The following is a 16,536-nucleotide window of genomic DNA, read 5'->3' on the forward strand; positions in this document are numbered from 1 at the left end:
GTGATCATAAGAGCGTTTACTTTTTCAACTTTTGGTACTATAATAAGACTACATCCTGCGATGTTCGCCACGGTTGATTGTTATTTTGAACCAATGACAATGTCTACCGGGAGATCAATTATGAAACGCGGCTGAAAAGCCCTGTCTATACGACATGGGGACTTCAAAACCGTTTATGAGATCACCCACCTGCTAAAGCAGGTTCAGAAGACAGATTGATCGGACGGCATAGGCGGGTTTCCTACTAATTTTGAAGATGCACTCTTTTTGCGAGTCTTTCGTAAAAAGAGTGCTTTTTTGTCTAAAATGGTACAAATCCCCCTACTTTCTCTTTTGTTCTGAGCCTAAGAGTGTTAAACTTATAAGTATTGATGATGCTACTACAAAGGGGGAACGGTCTTGTCGTTAAAGAGAGTTTTAGTGGGGGTTATTCGTAGTCAAGAAGGAACAAGCGACCGGGCGAAAGATCCTAAGATGAAAACGCGCTATTACAATTTATCGAAAGACAAGGCATGGGAGGAAATATCTTCAACACTTAAGAAAATACCAGGTTATAAAGTGTTGCATGAGGTTCAGAACGTCGGGGAAATCACGCTGGAGAAGCGGACTTCACTGGGTCGTACTGTTGATATTACCGTGTCTGTACTTTCAGTTGGACCGGTACGCAGCGCAGTGGACATGTATTCAGCTTCACGTGGATCTCTTGGTGATCTCGGTTCGAATTACCGAATCATTCTGAATTTATTCGGAGCACTTGATAAAAAGCTGGCTAAATATAAAACGACCTCATAATCCATAAGATTAAAAAGCGGGAGAAAGATGAAGCACTTTTCTCCCGCTTTTTTTACAATTGTATTACAACAATGCTTTGACAGCTTCAACAGCTTGTTCGTAATTTGGATGTTCTGTCATTTCTTGAAGGTACTCAACGTACGTAATTTTATCATTCGCATCAATAACGAAGATGGAACGCATATCGAGACGGAATTCCTTAATTAGTACGCCGTACGCTTGTCCAAATGACATATCTTTATGATCGGACAATGTCACCACACGATCCACACCGGAAGCTCCACACCAGCGAGCTTGTGCAAACGGGAGGTCTGCACTGATCGTAAGAATGATCACATGGTCTCCAAGCCCAGCTGCTTCTTCATTGAAGCGGCGAGTTTGAGCGTCACAAACACCTGTATCTAGGGAAGGGACAACGCTAATTAGTTTGATTTTACCAGCATAGTCCTTGAGGGATGCTTGCTCAACCAAGTTTTTACTAACTGTAAAGTCTGGAGCGGAATCGCCCACTGCAAGCTCGGGTCCTACGAGGGTAATTGGATTACCTTTAAAAGATGCTGCGCGTTGTTGTGTCATCATGATTCTCCTCCTTGATTATAAAAAGTATTGATCTTCAATTGGTGATTCGTGCCAAATAACATTATAATCTTTTTAAAATGACATTGTCCAATCCGGATGGTCGGTTTTGGTGAAGGAAGGGTTCTAATTGCTATTTGTTCGGTATGAGAATTTAAAGAGTTATCTACGGTATTATCCGATCACTTCCATTTTGTTTGTTGTGAATATTGTTATGTTTCTAGTGACTTTGTTTAATGGTGGAATTAATAATTTGACACTAGCTAAGTATGGAGGATTAATTAACGCGGAGCCGTACTCCGAGGAATTGTGGAGATATGTAAGTTCTATCTTTTTACATGGAAGCTTAATGCATCTGGTTTTTAATAATTTTGCTCTAGTGGTATTTGCTCCACCTTTAGAACGTATGCTTGGTTCATGGAAATACCTCATATTGTATATATTAAGCGGTATTCTGGGTAATGTGATGTCTACGGTTGGATATAACATGCAAGACAAGTTGACGCTGTCGATAGGTGCTTCAGGTGCAATTTATGGAGTGTATGGTGCTTTTCTATATATTGCCTTGTTGAAAAAGGATTGGATGGATGATGCATCACGCAAGACTCTGTATGGACTATTGGTATTTAATATTATCTTCTCGGTATCTTCGCCCGGCATAAACTGGTTGGCTCATGCTGGAGGATTAATTGGTGGATTTATTATATTTGCAGTGATGATTCGTTTCCTCATATCCAGAAATCAGAGGAATTTATAAAGAAAAGTGTATGTCCTTAGATATGGTTATTGAACTTAAACTTAAGCGAATTGTGGAATGGTTGTAAGCAGAATGGAGCGAGTAATAGGTGGAACTTAGACAGTTGCAGTATTTTTTAAAGGTCGCACAGAAGGAGCATGTAACTCAGGCGGCAGAAGAGCTACATGTGGCCCAGTCTGCAGTGAGTCGTCAGATTCATCAGCTGGAGGAAGAGCTAGGGGTTAACCTTTTCATGCAAAAGGGTAGGAACCTGCAATTGACGCCAGTAGGACAATTGTTCTGTAAGCGTGTGGATGGTTTGTTGAAGGATTTGGATAAAGCGGTCGCAGAAGTTCATGAATTTCTTGATCCAGAGCAGGGGGAGATCCGTATAGGTTTTCCGCATAGCTTGGGTATTCATCTTATTCCTTCCATTGTGGCTGAATTTAAGAAAAAATATCCGAACGTGAAATTTAGGTTTAAACAGGGAATGTTCCCATCACTTATTAAAGATGTTATATCCGCAGAGGTGGATCTTGCATTTATTTCTCCTTTCCCAGAGAAACATGACCAAGTAGAGGGAGAAGTCATGCTGACAGAAGAGCTATATGCTATTTTGCCACCCAATCATCCTTTAGCCAATGAGGAGAGTATTGCGCTAAATCAGTTGAAGGAAGATAAATTCGTCTTGTTCAGCAAAGGGTATTCGCTTCGCCCAATTGTGTGGCATGCTTGTTTAGAGGCAGGATTTACTCCTAAAATTGCTTTTGAGGGTGAAGAAACGGATACGATACGTGGATTAGTTGCTGCGGGTATGGGTGTCAGCATTCTTCCAGAGCTTGCCTTATTCCAGACGAATCCATTACAACCGGCTCGTGTGAGAATCTCAGAGCCTAAAGTTACCCGTACAATAGGGTTAATACACCGTTCGGATGATAAACTTCCACTTGTTGCTCAAGCCTTTCGTTCGTTCTTGCTTAATTACTTTGGTTTACAGCAGCAGAATGGCAATAACAATAATAATACCCCGGTCGGTTCTTAACCGATGCCGGGGTATTATTTGTTTCAACCGATTATAATTAGTTGCGATTATTACTATTCGTAAAGATCATAACGTAACGCAACAATTCGAGCATGGAGAGCAATGCGGCTGCTACGTATGTGAGTGCGGCTGCATTTAGTACTTTGGCAACGCCTCGTTCTTCGTTATTGGCGATATAACCTTCCTGCACCATCAGATCACGTGCTCGGTTACTAGCGTTAAACTCAACGGGTAGTGTGATTAGCTGGAAAGCAACTGCAACGGAGAAGAAGATGATGCCAAGTCCGATAAGACCGGTCCAAGAAAATATGAAACCTCCAAGTAATAAAAAAGGTGCTATTCCTGAAGCGAAATTCACTGCCGGAAAAATACGGTGGCGAAGGACAAGCATAGGATAGTGCTGTTTGTGCTGAATTGCATGTCCGACCTCGTGACAGGCAACCGATACGGCTGAAATGGAGCTCTCGTAGTATACGGGCTCAGATAACCGGACTACACGATGGATCGGATCATAATGGTCGGACAGTGCTCCACGCACAGGCTCGATGGCGATGTCATGAAGTCCATTCGTGTCAAGCATGTGCCTAGCGGCATCATATCCCGTCATTCCACTGGATGTTGCAACCTTAGACCATTTTTTGAAAGTACCTTGAACCCTGAATTGTGCCCAGAGTGTAAATAAGAAGGCGATAATAATAAGTATGAACATGCTGCTTCAGACCTCCTGCTTTTTTCAAAATTAAAGCCTCATTAAGTGAAAGGGCCTTGCCCCAACAAGAGTCGAAGTGCTTCGATACAGCTGCGCCTTGAGGGAGGAGATTGAGGAGCATATGCCGCGCTTGGCTTGGTTTCATATCACGCATAAGCGGACTTAGTTCCCTTACCTCTCGTTCTAATTGCTGCATGTGGAGTTCTAGATGAGTCAACTTATCGGAGACTTGAGTTTCCTCGCTAACCAGATCCCACTTTTCGAGCGTAGCCTTAATTTCTTCTAATGTATATTTCTCTTGTTTCAATTCATTAATACGTTTGAGCCGTGCTAAGGTTTCATGACTGTAAAGTCGATAGTTTTTGAGCGTACGCTTCTCGGGAGAGACGAGGCCAAGTTTCGTGTAATAATCAATCGTGCGCTCACTTACGCTTCCTGCCTTTGCCAATTCACCGATTCGATACAAAGTCGTATTCTCCATGTCTTCACCACCTCGCGACATTTAAACTCGTAATATTATTGTAATCATCCATTTATAAAATTATGATACATGATCTAGAACCATACAGTCAAACGTGATAGTTAGTAAACGTATTCTTTAATGTTAAGTTATCTAACACAAAAGAAAAATAATATGCTAAACTATAGAAATATATTGTCAATTACATCCTTATCTGCTTATAATGTCATTAAGAGTTCAGTTAAATGTTAGAAAACATAACATAAAGAGGAGCGGGGTATATGAGACAAAAATGGCTGAGTATCACATTAGTTATTCTTACCTTATTAAGTTTTCCAATTACGGTATTTGCGGATGACGGTGCTTCAAATGTAGTCTTACAGGCTGGACTAAATACGTTCTTTGTATTTATGGCTGCAATGCTAGTGTTCTTTATGCAAGCGGGATTTGCTCTATTAGAAGCAGGATCGGTGAGAATGAAGAATGCCGGTCATGTGGCTGGAAAAACAGTTTTAACGTTAGGTATATCGATTTTGGCTTTTTGGACAGTTGGTTTCGGACTTGGGTTTGGCAACGGTAACGGATTCTTCGGTATGGAAGGTTTTTTCTTCGGAGGGGATTCGGTAGCCCATTCATTTGATTCTTTAGCCGCTTCAGATGTTTCTCTTACTGTTAAATTTCTATTTCAACTCTCTTTTGCTGCGGTCTCACTTGCCATCGCGTGTGGGGGGATGGCTGAACGTGCTAAATTAAGCGTCTATATCCTATTCGGTACCTTATTTATGGTTATTATTTATCCGGTTGTTGCTCACTGGGTATGGGGTGGTGGCTGGTTAAGTAGACTGGGTATGCAGGATTTTGCAGGCTCCACGGTAGTTCATCTCACAGGGGCTACAGCAGCTCTTGCAGCGACATACTTACTTAAACCACGTTTAGGAAAATACAATAAAGACGGTAAACCCAATAGTATCCCGGGTCATAACCAAGTGTATTCAGTCCTTGGGGTTATCATTCTTTGGATTGGCTGGTTTGGATTTAATCCAGGGAGTACTTTATCTGCATTAATGGACGGATTCTTCGGCTATGTTGCATTGACTACAAATGTTGCAGTAGGTGCAGGTGCAGTGGCCACGCTACTCATTTCGTGGATGATCTTCGGCAAAGCGGATATTCCAAGTATGCTGAATGGTGTACTATCTGCGCTGGTAGCCATAACGGGTGCTTGTGCTTTTGTAACCCCTTGGGCGGCAATGGTTATCGGTGCTTTAGCTGGAATCATTACTTTCTTTACGGCTCAGTGGTTTGAGAGAGCGGGTCTGGATGACCCGATTTATGCCTTCTCGGTGCATGGTATTGCCGGGATATGGGGAGCTATTTCTACGGGGCTATTTGCAACACCTGAATTGGTTAAAATAACGGGCGTTGGTAAAGCAGGCTTATTCTATGGTGGTGGTTTTAGTCAACTGGGAGTTCAATTGTTGGGTGTAGCTGGTACGTTCTTATTCGTCCTAGTCATTTCGTTTATCATTATTGGCGGAATGAAAATGATCATGGGTATTCGAGTAACCGAAGAAGAAGAATTAATGGGTCTGGATATTAGTGAACATGGATCGTATGGTTATCCAGAGCAAATGAAGCTTTTGAATGATGCTGAAGCAAGGCTCCTAGCCGTTTCTGATTCTAATGGAACGCTTACCCATAAACCTTCCTCTGGCATCAACGAAACCATTGTCTAAGTAATCATATGCTATACAAGGAAGGTGAGGTCAGCATGAAGCCGCTGGAAACAATACCTTATCACGAGAGCTTGCTCAACATTGCCGACGCGACTACGCCGGAACAATTAAAGAAGCTGCGAATTGAACATAATATGTATCTCCAGCTGCGGCGTGATGAACACTCCGTTACAGAATGGGTTGCGATGGTAAACGATATGCATGATGCAGTTTATGCAAGAGCGGTATATATAAGCGAGAGGGAGATGGTGGAGGCAGGTTACGGGCTGCCTCCCGTTCCTTATACATTTATAGTTTTCGGAAGCTCTGGTCGCCAAGAGGCTATGCTTTGGAGTGATCAAGATAATGGGTTAATCTTAAGTGATGAGCCAGCTGAAAATAAGGAACTCTACTTTCAAGTGTTTGGTAGGCGGCTAAGTAATATGCTTGGGTATTTAGGCTATGAGAAATGTAAAGGTAAAGTCATGTGTTCAGAACCATTGTGGTGTATGTCACTTAAGCAGTGGCAACATCAACTAGCAACATGGAGATGTGATGATGGTTGGGAATCTATACGTTATCTGATTATAGCTTCTGATATGAGATATATAGCAGGAGATCGGTCCCTATCTGAAGTGTGGAAAGCAGCATTCTATCGGGGGCTTGATGATGTACCTGATTTGCCCATAGCTGTACTTCGTAATACGGTAAGGCACAAAGCAACGCTTAACTTACTTGGGCAAGTCGTAACTGAACGTTTCGGTGAACATGCGGGTAGCTTTGATATTAAGTATGGTGTTTATATTCCGCTAGTTAACAGCATACGATACATGGCATTACAACAAGGAGTTAAAGAATCCTCCACTTTCAAGAGGTTAGAAAGGTTGACCTCTCTGGATGCAGGAAATGTATTGCTAGATAATTGTCTGCAAGCCTTTGTAACTGCAATGAATTTAAGAACGATAACACCTTTTACCACCAACGAGGGTATGTTTATAAGTAGCGGATATTTGCCGGAGGCAGAATTGAAGAAGAAACAAATTTCCTATGAATTAAGAGAGTGCTTGAGCGTAGTAAGGCGAATCCATCGAGCGTTACAGAGGCAACTGCGCTTTGTGGAACGGAGAAGATCATGAAAGAGCAGGAGATGCGAGGAGGCGGGGGTTTCTGGAGCACATTACGTCAAGGTGGAATGCCTTCCGCTCTTGCATCGATGAGGGGTAATCCTTCTGCACAGCAGATGGCATTTATCCGTTCTCTGATGAGAGAGCAGCGCAGGCCAGAAGTTCTTCATACACCATTAACTAAGCTTGAAACTGTTGTATTTGATTTGGAAACAACCGGTTTTCATGTGCAGCATGGAGATGAGATTTTATCTTTTGGCGCTGTTCATATGGTAGGTGGAGAAATAAGCGATGCTGAACCTTTCTATACGTTGGTTCAGAGTAGAGTACCTGTACCTGAACAGATAACGGAGCTAACGGGAATTACCCAGCAGATGGTTAATGAGGCCCCCCCTTTAATAGAAGGTCTTCATAATTTCATGAACTTTGTGGGCGGAAGGGTTATGGTTGCGCATGCGAGTGTGCATGATAAATCTTTTCTAAATGCGGCCCTGTGGAGAACTTCCAAGGTGAACCTGAGTCATCGTGTTATTGATACCTTAATGATAGCTCGCTGGCTTCAGCCTGAGATGGGAAGCTACTCACTTGACGAGCTGCTGAGTAATAAGGGCATTACGATCCAAGGAAGACATCATGCATTAGAAGATGCGAGGATGACTGCGAAGCTATGGTCAGCTTATTTGGCGGATATTTCTCATCATAGGCAAGTGGAGACGCTTTCCGATCTATACGCTTATCTCAGCAGAGCGTAAGGCTAATTCGTAATTTGCAGAGCAGATTGGCGTAAAATCGGGCTGGGAGGATTCTCACTCGTATCAACCCTATAAGCATTCATATGAATCGAGACTCCATCCGGAGCAGGTGATGCAATGAAGTACGTTTGTATTAACTGTCCAAACATAGGGAGTTGATTGAGATCTTCCGATGATGGGATGGGGGGTGTGCGTGGATGAGAATGCACGATACCAATAAGACCTTGTGGATTTAAACACTGCCGTATCCACTCCTCTGGTTGCAGCGTGAAATGATGAAACGGTTCGCTAGATGTGTTAAGGATGGGGATGAATTCGATAATATGTATTCTCCCTGCCTGTGAAGTACCTCGTAATACCCCGCAAATCTCCATCGGCAGATGAAGAAACAGATGCTCTGCAATCATACGGAGACAGGTGTAATTAAGCATGATTCCTCCCTCGTTAGGTTGGGTGTTAGACATATCGATGTTCAGGCCTCCTATTTGAAAAGCATTTGTAAGTTATCGTGAAAAGAGGGTACAATATCTAATAAACTCTCTACGAAAAGGAACGACTTCAATGAAACGTAACTTATATATATTGCTTGCGGTAGTTATTCTGATCGGTATTGCAGTGTATCAGAATAAGGGACCTGGAGTCCAGTCCGTATTTCAACAAGAAAAAGCACTCCCCACGGAAACCGGGCCGAAGGCAGGATTGCTAGCCCCTCCATTCACAGCGACTGGACTTGATGGTAAAGAATATCATGTTGGCGGCACACAAGACAAGGCGATTATGATTAACTATTGGGCATCATGGTGTTATCCTTGTCAGCAGGAAGCGCCTGAACTACACAAATTAGCCGAAAAGTATAAGGATAGTCTAAATATTTATGGTGTGAATGTGACCAAGTTTGACAATAAGAAAAATGCCCAGGAATTCATCAAAACATACGAAGTTAATTTCCCTGTCATGCTGGATCCTAAGGCATCTTTATATGACTTGTACCGTGGAGCGGTGTTTCCGACAAATGTATTGATTGACAAGGATGGCGTCATCCAGGAGATTATTCTTGGTATTCTGTCACCGAAGGAATTGGAGAAGAAGGTTAAGAAATTGGTTAAATCTTAAATAAGAACAAGAACCAAGGCATTAAGCGTCCAGTTATTGACGAGCAAAAGCCCTAAGTATCCAAGCGGGATACTTAGGGCTTTCTGTTTATTGAAAATTAATGGTTCACAAGACCGCGATGGGTTGTATCTTCGCCTTCTTCGTTACCTTGCATGATCTTGCCCATCAGCGCATAGCGCATACTGTCAACTAGAGCTTCCCAGCTAGCTTCAATAACATTCTCAGAAACGCCAACGGTATTCCAGCTATTACTGATGTTACGAGACTCAATAAGTACACGAACTTTAGCAGCGGTAGCGTCCTTTTCATCAAGTACACGAACTTTGTAGTCAGACAGGTGCATTTCCTTGAGATCAGGGAAGTATTGCACTAAGGCTTTACGCAAAGCGTTATCAAGCGCGTTCACCGGTCCGTTACCTTCAGCGGCAGTGTAAACCATGTTACCAGCCACGTTCAGTTTGACAAAAGCTTCAGACACGACAGCGCGTCCGGCTGTTTTTTCAACGAGCATTTTGAATGATTCGAAGCTAAACAGCTCCTTCATCTCTCCGTTAGCTTCGCGCAGCAACAATTCAAGGGAAGCGTCAGCCGCTTCGAATTGATAACCTTGATGTTCCAAATCCTTGATTTTATCAATGACTTTGCGCGAGTGCTCGCTTGTTGAATCTAGTTCAAGACCCATATCTTTTGCTTTGGAGACGATATTGCTCTGTCCTGCCAGTTCAGATACGAGTACACGCTGCTTATTTCCTACAAGCTCAGGTACGATATGTTCATACGTACGAGAGTCTCTTAAGATTGCCGATACATGAATTCCACCTTTATGGGCGAAGGCTGCATTACCGACATAAGGCTGGTTCACAGGCATATTTACGTTCGCAATCTCGCTAACAAAACGTGCGGTGCTGGTTAATTGCATCAACTTATCTGTTCCAATGGTTTGATAACCCATCTTAAGTTCGAGGCTAGGAATAATGGAGCAAAGATTAGCATTGCCGCAACGTTCTCCGTAACCATTAATGGTTCCTTGCACCTGCCTTGCTCCAGCTTGTACTGCGCTTAATGTATTGGCTACAGCAAGCTCACAGTCATTATGTGTATGGATGCTAAAATGTGCTTGAGGTATCATTGAAGTTAAACTGGACACAATCTCGTGCACCTCATGAGGAAGTGTTCCTCCGTTAGTGTCACACATCGTGATCCAATCTGCTCCAGCTTCTTGAGCTTTTCTTACTACAGATATCGCATATTCAGTATTGTTCTTGTAACCATCAAAGAAATGTTCGGCATCAAAAATAACTTCTTGGCCTTGCTGCTTGAGATAAGCGATGGAATCATAAATCATGGCTAAATTTTCTTCCAGTGTAGTTTGCAGTGCAGTATGCACATGGAAGTCCCACGCTTTACCAACAAGTGTAGCAGCCTGACAGCCGGATTCAAGGATCCGCTGAAGATTAGCGTCTTGACTTGCTACGGTTCCCTTGCGGCGGGTACTACCGAATGCAGTAATTTTGGCGTTTAACCCAAGTTCTTGGACTCTTTTAAAAAATTCAATGTCTTTGGTATTGCTTCCGGGTATACCACCTTCAATATATTGTACACCGAGATCATCTAACTTTTTGGCGATTTTCAATTTATCATCTGCGGACAAGCTGATTCCCTCACCTTGGGTGCCGTCGCGCAAAGTGGTATCGAAGATGGATATGGACTTAGACATGATAGTCCTCCTTTGGAAGATTGTGATAACCAGAATTTTATAATTAATAATTATAGCATTTCTTCGCGGGAAAGTAACAAAGAATTACGGCGACAACGTAAACATGTATTCTTGACCTCTTTTGCAGGGAAAGGTATGCTGTGTTCAATGAAATATGTAAAGGTAAGAAGGGGTTTACCGTGAAAAACGTTGATGAATACTATCCAACGAGTGGGCGAGTCATACTTCATGTGGATATGAACGCTTTTTATTGTTCGGTTCACGAAGCAGAGGAGCCAGATAAGTATGGCGGACAACCGACAGCTGTAGCGGGAAGTATGGAGCTTCGCAAAGGCATCATCGTTACTTGTTCGTATGCTGCACGGCGCCTTGGGATCTCAACAGGAATGGTTGTGAACCGCGCACTCAAATTATGTCCTGACCTCATTATTATTAAGCCAGATTTCGATTTATACCGGAAATACTCTAGCGCTTTTATGAAAATTGCTTATTCCTATACCCCGAAGATGCAGGCCACTTCCATTGATGAATGTTACCTAGATATCACCGGTTCGAAGCAGTTTGGAACGCCTGAGCAAATTGCTGTGGAAATCCAGCGCCGTATTTACGATGAATTAGCTTTACCTTGCTCTGTAGGCATTGCGCCCAATAAACTTCTTGCCAAAATGGCATCAGATATGAAAAAGCCCAATGGAATATCCGTATTGCGATTAAGGGATGTTCCACGTTTGCTCTGGACTAGGCCTTCAGGCGAGCTGTTCGGCATTGGTTCTAAGACGGCTGAAAAGCTGCGGAAGATCGGTATTGATACGATCGGTCAGTTAGCAAACACGGATGAGGCCACGCTTACAAGGGTCTTTGGTGTCGTCGGTGGATGGATGAAGCAGGCTGCCAATGGTATTGATCATTCGCCCGTACTAGATGAGCGTGAACAAAGTAAGTCAGTAGGTCATACGACGACGCTTCCTAATGATATTAGCTCAAGGGAAGACGTGCATCGTGTACTCCTGAACCTGAGTGATCAGGTAGCTCGCAGACTAAGGCGTAAAGAGTTGGTAGCTGGGGGGGTACAATTAACAATCCGGACGCCGGATATGAAGACGATTACTCGTTCGAAGATGTTATTATCGGCTACGGATAATGCCGAGGATATTTACATTGAATCGAAACGTCTATACTCTGAGCACTGGGGTTTTGATAAACCCGTTCGATTGCTTGGTATTACATTGCAGCACTTGACGGCAAAGCAGGACTCCGCGATCCAGCTAGATTTATTTAACTACGAGAAGCAACCGAAGAAGGACTCATTAACGGAAACGATGGATATGCTTCGGAATAAGTTCGGGGAGAATGCGGTTGTGACCGCAGGAATGCTGGGGGATGATCCTTCAGTGCTTATCCGAAACCATAAGATTAGAGGTACGTCCCTACAAATGGATCACTTGGATAAGCCAAGTGAAGATAAATCCAATAAAGATAAACCCAATAAAGATATTCCTTAATGTCTAACGATTTAGAATGAAGAAGGATATATAAATGTGATATAAGTTATAGAGATAATCATTACAACAATATATAATTGTTTGTGCAACATTTAAGAAAGGGGGCAAAAAGATGGCGAAGTATACGTGGGTGGAGAAAAACACTTGTATCGCTTGTGGTGCATGTGGCGCCACAGCACCGGACATCTATGACTATGATGATGAAGGCTATGCTGAAGTCGTGTATGGCGGCGATTGTAACCGCGGAATCATTGAAATTCCTGATCATATGATGAACGATTTGGAGGATTCCCATGAAGGATGTCCAACGGATTCTATTAAAGTAGCAGATACCCCCTTCAATGCTGAAGGTAGTCATTACAAGAAAGAACAGCATAAATAGATTCTCCCAAGACCTTTTTAAGGCTTGGGATTTTTTTTTGAGTAAGAATTGCCGATATATATAGAAAGTCGACTATTCCGGAGGTTCCTGTGAAAAATTCGCTCTACCTCAAAAAATATGTGGAAATTCATCCTAACAATAAAATGGGATGGTATTTACTAGGTAAAGAATACGAACAAAGTGGTCAGCAAGGAAAAGCTAATTATTGTTTCAATCAGTCTGGTGGTATTTATGAAGCTTTCGAGCGAAGTAAAGTTCCGTCTGACATTTGGATTGAATATGAAACTCGGCTTTTAAAACAGGCGCACCGTAAAGAACTTAGAACACGTAATTTACGTCGTGCGATGGTAGCTATGATGCTGATATTACTAACGCTTGTTCCTGATGTTAACACTCCTGGACGGGCAACAAACAAACATGTAGCTAGTACGAAGCCAAACGAAAATCCATCTAATCATAAGGCTGCAAATCAACAGTCTCAAGAAGTCTCAAATCTAGAAGATCCGGCACCGGAATTGATTCATACGAATTCTTTGTTTACGGCTGGAGAAGCTGGCTCTGAATCAGAAAGGGCTCGGATCCTATCCAATCTGCTGGCGAAGCCGATGCAGATACCAGATATGGTGACGATGCTCATGATGAAGAAACGTGGCAGTTGGCTGATGTGGGAGCAGGATATGCCCGTTGGCTATACATTGAAACGAATATCAAGTGGGGGAGCTCTGACATATCAGCCATATGATGCTAAGGAATGTAATTGTGAGCCCCCAGATAATAAAGAACTTGTAGCACAGGCGGCAGAATGGGCGAGGGGACAAGAGCAATTAGCGCTCCTTACAAGTGCCATAAGAGCATATAAGATAAAGACAGGTAAGCTTCCGCAAGCTTTCGGGGATTTAGTGAGACCATTCCCTGGGAACTGGATTTCAGGCAAAACAGATGAAATTAAGCAGTCATTCGAGCCTGTAATGAAACGCTTTAAATCAGGCGAAATTCCAGGACAGGCGCAGCATGGAGGAAGCGTTGGGAACGTCCCTCTTGAAGACAGCAAAGATGCAGCGAAGAAGAATGAAAGTACTCTTTTAACATCTACGTACGGGAATAGGCCATTCTTTACAGAACCGCTTAAGATTATTGTAGATAAACAAAATCATCGGCTGGCTGTGGTCAGTGGAAATATCATGCTGAGAAATTATAAAGTAGGTTTGGGTGGGGAGAAGACTCCGCAAGGCGACTTTGTCATTTCAGATAAGATTATAAATCCAAACGGACATTCAAACGGTGAGTTTGGTAGCAGAGGGATGCAGCTATCTGCAAGTAACTATGCAATACATGGAACGAATGAGCCAGAAAGTGTGGGACTGGATGAGTCACTTGGATGCATCCGAATGTCTCAAGAGGATGTTGAGGAATTATTCGATATCGTTCCGATGGGAACACCGGTTCATATTAATAAAGGGGTTCTGCCTGATGATCTGCTTGCTCCTAAAGAACGGTTCCATACTGAGGAGAAACAAGATCAGACGAACCCCCAAAAGACCTATCACTGGCTGCATTAATTACTTAGAACAACAAGAACAATAATGAGTAGAATGAGCAGAAGTAAGCTGAGTGCCGACCATAATATTGCCTTTTTGTTTACTTCTTCTTTCTTTTGCTGAAGTGTTGGAGGTTTACGTTTGGTTGACATAAAGATTGACCTTCTTTCTAGGATATTCCTGTATTATCCCCATTGTAATGGGTTTGTCTGCAAAACACCAGAAAGAACACAGGGGTATACTTGTGAGTTGGAACGGGCAAAATACTTTCTTTTTACACTGGAAACGGATAAACTGGTGGATAGAGAAAACAATGGTGCAATGAGAGGAAGATCATCACGTGCTGTACAGAAATTTGGCGAAACCTTTATTTTTTAAAATGGACCCAGAAAAAGCTCATCATATGGTAATCGGAGGCTTACATAACGCTAACGCAATACCTGGGGGTTCAGGTATTATGCGTAGTATGTATGGTGTTAAGGAAACACCTGATTTAGCTGTCGATTTGTTCGGTATGCATTTCCCAACTCCTATCGGCCTTGCGGCAGGATTGGACAAGAATGCGGCAGCTGTGGAAGGATTCTCTTCCATCGGATTTGGATTTATGGAGGTTGGAACGGTTACTCCATTAGGGCAACCAGGCAATGATTTGCCGCGCTTATTTCGGCTCCCACCGGACGAAGCGTTACTGAATCGGATGGGTTTTAATAATGAGGGTGCACAGGCAATGGCTAAGCGCTTATCTGCATTAAAAAACCGCCGTATTCCGGTAGCTGTCAATATTGGTAAGAACAAAGTTACCCCTAATGAAGAAGCATATAAAGATTATCAATCATGTATTCAAACCCTGTTTCCATATGGTGATTTTTTTGTTGTGAATATTAGTTCACCGAATACTCCAGATTTGCGTAATCTGCAGTATGGATCGGAACTATCCTCTTTAATTGGACATATTATGGACGAGATGAGGATACAATCCGAACGTTTTGGGCAATCCAAGCACATATTAGTTAAAATTGCTCCAGATGTTACGGATGCGGAGCTTGAGTCTATGGTAGAGGCTCTGGCATCTAGTGGGATATCGGGTATTATCGCCACGAATACGACTATTGGACGGGAAGGCTTGAAACATCCGAACGCTAAGGAAACGGGAGGAATTAGCGGAAGACCGCTTCGTAGCCGTTCAACTGAGGTAATATCTCGTGTGTATAAACAGACGGGTGGCAAGCTCCCTATTATTGGATCGGGTGGGGTTTTCTCTGCTGCGGATGCTTATGAAAAAATACGAGCTGGAGCGAGTCTCGTTGAAATTTATACTGCACTTATTTATGAAGGGCCTGAAGTGAACCGGAAGCTGCATGCAGGCTTGCGGGAGCTGCTGCGCCGTGATGGATTTAATCATATAACTGAAGCGGTAGGCGTGAATCACCGCTAAGGGTGACAGACAGGAGGCATATGAATGGACGGAAGGGATTGGGGATTGTTCTTACTGCCGTATGAACAGACCGTGGAGGAACTTAAAGTCAAATTCAAAACAATGCGTTCAGAGCTGAAAAAGAGAGAAGAATATGCACCAATCGAGTTTGTAACTGGGCGTGTAAAGAGAATTTCAAGCATCCTAGATAAGGCAAAACGTTTGGATGTGCCGATGGATCAACTAGAGAGCGGAATAGAAGATATTGCGGGTATCCGCATCATGTGTCAATTTGTAGAGGATATTCGAAGAGTGGCTGAATATATCCGCAAGCGTAAAGATTTGAAACTACTGTATGAAAAGGACTACATTACGAACTATAAGGAAAGCGGTTATCGTAGCTTTCATATGATTGTAGAGTATCCAGTACAGACTGCTTTGGGTCAGAAAATTGTGCTTGCAGAGATTCAAATTCGTACGCTTGCGATGAACTTCTGGGCGACAATTGAACACTCTCTGAGCTATAAATACCGGGAAAGTCTCCCTGATAATATACGTAAGCGGCTGAAGAAAGCTGCAGAGGCTGCTTCTGTGCTAGATAATGAAATGTCGGGAATACGCGAGGATATTCTAGAATCGCAGAAGCAGTTTGAAGATGACTCAAACGTAACTTCACAAGTGTTGACGCTGATCCATCAGTTGTACTTCTATCATTTGATTAATGAAGCGATGGTGTTCCAAGCACGTTTCCATGAAATTTGGAAGAAGCATGACATGGAATCAATGAAAGAACTTCTTGATGAAGTGAAAGAAATGATATCCAGTCGTAAAATAATGGAGATCCCAGATGATCCTTTAATTTAACATAGGGGAGATAAGCCCGCTGTCGTAAGGATGACAGCGGGCTGTTTGATTCCCGAGGCAATAGTTTTGCAGGATTATGTGATAAAATAAGGCTTAATGT

The 16,536-nt window shown here is 42.8% G+C and carries 17 protein-coding genes, 1 other RNA gene and 1 pseudogene; 13 read left to right on the forward strand and 6 right to left on the reverse strand.

Annotated elements, in window-relative coordinates; genetic code table 11:
* Positions 1-49 precede the first annotated feature (49 nt).
* Both ssrS and JCM16418_RS01970 read left to right on the forward strand, forming a co-directional pair.
* A non-coding RNA gene (ssrS, locus tag JCM16418_RS24115) (6S RNA) lies at positions 50-243 on the forward strand.
* Between the two features lie 156 nt (positions 244-399).
* Positions 400-792 carry a DUF1499 domain-containing protein gene (locus tag JCM16418_RS01970; protein WP_036645579.1) on the forward strand — a complete coding sequence of 131 codons (393 nt, stop codon included), beginning with the start codon at positions 400-402 and terminating at the stop codon, positions 790-792.
* A gap of 63 nt (positions 793-855) precedes the next feature.
* Here JCM16418_RS01970 and tpx read toward each other — a convergent pair whose 3' ends face one another.
* Positions 856-1,368 carry a thiol peroxidase gene (gene tpx / locus JCM16418_RS01975; RefSeq protein WP_036646100.1) on the reverse strand — a complete coding sequence of 171 codons (513 nt, stop codon included), beginning with the start codon at positions 1,366-1,368 and terminating at the stop codon, positions 856-858.
* A gap of 130 nt (positions 1,369-1,498) precedes the next feature.
* Between tpx and JCM16418_RS01980 the strand changes: the two genes are divergently transcribed.
* Together JCM16418_RS01980 and gltC are read left to right on the forward strand one after the other, a co-directional pair.
* Positions 1,499-2,125: a rhomboid family intramembrane serine protease gene (locus tag JCM16418_RS01980; protein ID WP_036645581.1), complete on the forward strand. Its 627-nt coding sequence runs from the start codon at positions 1,499-1,501 to the stop codon at positions 2,123-2,125.
* An 88-nt stretch (positions 2,126-2,213) separates the two neighbouring features.
* Positions 2,214-3,146, forward strand: coding sequence for a glutamate biosynthesis transcriptional regulator GltC (gene gltC / locus JCM16418_RS01985; RefSeq protein ID WP_036645583.1), 933 nt, complete (start codon positions 2,214-2,216; stop codon positions 3,144-3,146).
* A 37-nt stretch (positions 3,147-3,183) separates the two neighbouring features.
* Here the strand turns inward: gltC and JCM16418_RS01990 are convergent, their stop codons facing one another.
* The gene (locus JCM16418_RS01990; RefSeq protein WP_036645585.1) at positions 3,184-3,855 is read right to left on the reverse strand and encodes a zinc metallopeptidase; all 672 of its coding nucleotides are present in this window, start codon (positions 3,853-3,855) and stop codon (positions 3,184-3,186) included.
* A 41-nt stretch (positions 3,856-3,896) separates the two neighbouring features.
* Positions 3,897-4,336 (reverse strand): annotated as a pseudogene (locus tag JCM16418_RS01995) (MerR family transcriptional regulator).
* Between the two features lie 260 nt (positions 4,337-4,596).
* On the opposite strand from JCM16418_RS01995, the gene JCM16418_RS02000 reads away from it, so the two are divergent.
* From JCM16418_RS02000 to JCM16418_RS02010, 3 genes are read left to right on the forward strand one after another with little or no spacing between them, the layout of a single operon-like run.
* Positions 4,597-6,051 carry an ammonium transporter gene (locus JCM16418_RS02000; protein ID WP_052019987.1) on the forward strand — a complete coding sequence of 485 codons (1,455 nt, stop codon included), beginning with the start codon at positions 4,597-4,599 and terminating at the stop codon, positions 6,049-6,051.
* Between the two features lie 35 nt (positions 6,052-6,086).
* Positions 6,087-7,166 (forward strand): DUF294 nucleotidyltransferase-like domain-containing protein, encoded by a 1,080-nt coding sequence (locus tag JCM16418_RS02005; RefSeq protein WP_036645587.1) that lies wholly within the window; start codon positions 6,087-6,089, stop codon positions 7,164-7,166.
* Positions 7,163-7,906 carry an exonuclease domain-containing protein gene (locus JCM16418_RS02010; RefSeq protein ID WP_036645590.1) on the forward strand — a complete coding sequence of 248 codons (744 nt, stop codon included), beginning with the start codon at positions 7,163-7,165 and terminating at the stop codon, positions 7,904-7,906. The genes JCM16418_RS02005 and JCM16418_RS02010 overlap by 4 nt, the downstream gene beginning before the upstream one ends.
* Positions 7,907-7,908: 2 nt before the next feature.
* Here JCM16418_RS02010 and JCM16418_RS02015 read toward each other — a convergent pair whose 3' ends face one another.
* A complete protein-coding gene (locus tag JCM16418_RS02015) occupies positions 7,909-8,370 on the reverse strand; it encodes a Mov34/MPN/PAD-1 family protein (protein ID WP_052019988.1) in 462 nt (153 codons plus the stop codon).
* 97 nt (positions 8,371-8,467) lie between these two features.
* On the opposite strand from JCM16418_RS02015, the gene JCM16418_RS02020 reads away from it, so the two are divergent.
* Positions 8,468-9,019 (forward strand): TlpA disulfide reductase family protein, encoded by a 552-nt coding sequence (locus JCM16418_RS02020; RefSeq protein WP_036645592.1) that lies wholly within the window; start codon positions 8,468-8,470, stop codon positions 9,017-9,019.
* A gap of 97 nt (positions 9,020-9,116) precedes the next feature.
* Here JCM16418_RS02020 and cimA read toward each other — a convergent pair whose 3' ends face one another.
* On the reverse strand, positions 9,117-10,736 hold the full coding sequence (cimA, locus tag JCM16418_RS02025) for a citramalate synthase (RefSeq protein WP_036645593.1): 1,620 nt from the start codon (positions 10,734-10,736) through the stop codon (positions 9,117-9,119).
* A gap of 179 nt (positions 10,737-10,915) precedes the next feature.
* Between cimA and JCM16418_RS02030 the strand changes: the two genes are divergently transcribed.
* From JCM16418_RS02030 to JCM16418_RS02040, 3 genes are all read left to right on the forward strand, one after another.
* On the forward strand, positions 10,916-12,238 hold the full coding sequence (locus JCM16418_RS02030) for a DNA polymerase IV (protein ID WP_036645595.1): 1,323 nt from the start codon (positions 10,916-10,918) through the stop codon (positions 12,236-12,238).
* A gap of 112 nt (positions 12,239-12,350) precedes the next feature.
* Positions 12,351-12,620, forward strand: coding sequence for a ferredoxin (locus tag JCM16418_RS02035; protein WP_036645597.1), 270 nt, complete (start codon positions 12,351-12,353; stop codon positions 12,618-12,620).
* Positions 12,621-12,709: 89 nt separating this feature from the next.
* Positions 12,710-14,179: a L,D-transpeptidase gene (locus JCM16418_RS02040; RefSeq protein WP_036645598.1), complete on the forward strand. Its 1,470-nt coding sequence runs from the start codon at positions 12,710-12,712 to the stop codon at positions 14,177-14,179.
* Here the strand turns inward: JCM16418_RS02040 and JCM16418_RS26210 are convergent.
* Positions 14,176-14,310 (reverse strand): hypothetical protein, encoded by a 135-nt coding sequence (locus JCM16418_RS26210; RefSeq protein WP_256203021.1) that lies wholly within the window; start codon positions 14,308-14,310, stop codon positions 14,176-14,178. The two genes, JCM16418_RS02040 and JCM16418_RS26210, sit on opposite strands and share 4 nt — an antisense overlap.
* A gap of 188 nt (positions 14,311-14,498) precedes the next feature.
* Here JCM16418_RS26210 and JCM16418_RS02045 point away from each other — a divergent pair, with 188 nt between their 5' ends.
* Complete coding sequence (locus JCM16418_RS02045; protein ID WP_036645600.1) at positions 14,499-15,593, forward strand: quinone-dependent dihydroorotate dehydrogenase; 1,095 nt, start codon at positions 14,499-14,501, stop codon at positions 15,591-15,593.
* Between the two features lie 24 nt (positions 15,594-15,617).
* Positions 15,618-16,436, forward strand: a complete 819-nt coding sequence (gene yjbM, locus JCM16418_RS02050) for a GTP diphosphokinase (protein ID WP_036645602.1) — start codon at positions 15,618-15,620, stop codon at positions 16,434-16,436.
* Positions 16,437-16,536 lie beyond the last annotated feature (100 nt).

Origin of the sequence: Paenibacillus pini JCM 16418, from assembly GCF_000576305.1 — a bacterium.
In the GTDB taxonomy this organism is placed as follows: domain Bacteria; phylum Bacillota; class Bacilli; order Paenibacillales; family Paenibacillaceae; genus Paenibacillus_AQ; species Paenibacillus_AQ pini.

Excerpts from the sequence above, each read along its gene's own strand:
- tpx (WP_036646100.1), bottom strand. The coding sequence starts at position 1,368 with ATGACACAACAACGCGCAGCATCTTTTAAAGGTAATCCAATTACCCTC.
- JCM16418_RS01990 (WP_036645585.1), bottom strand. The coding sequence starts at position 3,855 with ATGTTCATACTTATTATTATCGCCTTCTTATTTACACTCTGGGCACAA.
- JCM16418_RS02000 (WP_052019987.1), top strand. The coding sequence starts at position 4,597 with ATGAGACAAAAATGGCTGAGTATCACATTAGTTATTCTTACCTTATTA.
- JCM16418_RS02005 (WP_036645587.1), top strand. The coding sequence starts at position 6,087 with ATGAAGCCGCTGGAAACAATACCTTATCACGAGAGCTTGCTCAACATT.
- JCM16418_RS02010 (WP_036645590.1), top strand. The coding sequence starts at position 7,163 with ATGAAAGAGCAGGAGATGCGAGGAGGCGGGGGTTTCTGGAGCACATTA.
- JCM16418_RS02015 (WP_052019988.1), bottom strand. The coding sequence starts at position 8,370 with ATGTCTAACACCCAACCTAACGAGGGAGGAATCATGCTTAATTACACC.
- JCM16418_RS02020 (WP_036645592.1), top strand. The coding sequence starts at position 8,468 with ATGAAACGTAACTTATATATATTGCTTGCGGTAGTTATTCTGATCGGT.
- cimA (WP_036645593.1), bottom strand. The coding sequence starts at position 10,736 with ATGTCTAAGTCCATATCCATCTTCGATACCACTTTGCGCGACGGCACC.
- JCM16418_RS02035 (WP_036645597.1), top strand. The coding sequence starts at position 12,351 with ATGGCGAAGTATACGTGGGTGGAGAAAAACACTTGTATCGCTTGTGGT.
- JCM16418_RS26210 (WP_256203021.1), bottom strand. The coding sequence starts at position 14,310 with ATGTCAACCAAACGTAAACCTCCAACACTTCAGCAAAAGAAAGAAGAA.
- yjbM (WP_036645602.1), top strand. The coding sequence starts at position 15,618 with ATGGACGGAAGGGATTGGGGATTGTTCTTACTGCCGTATGAACAGACC.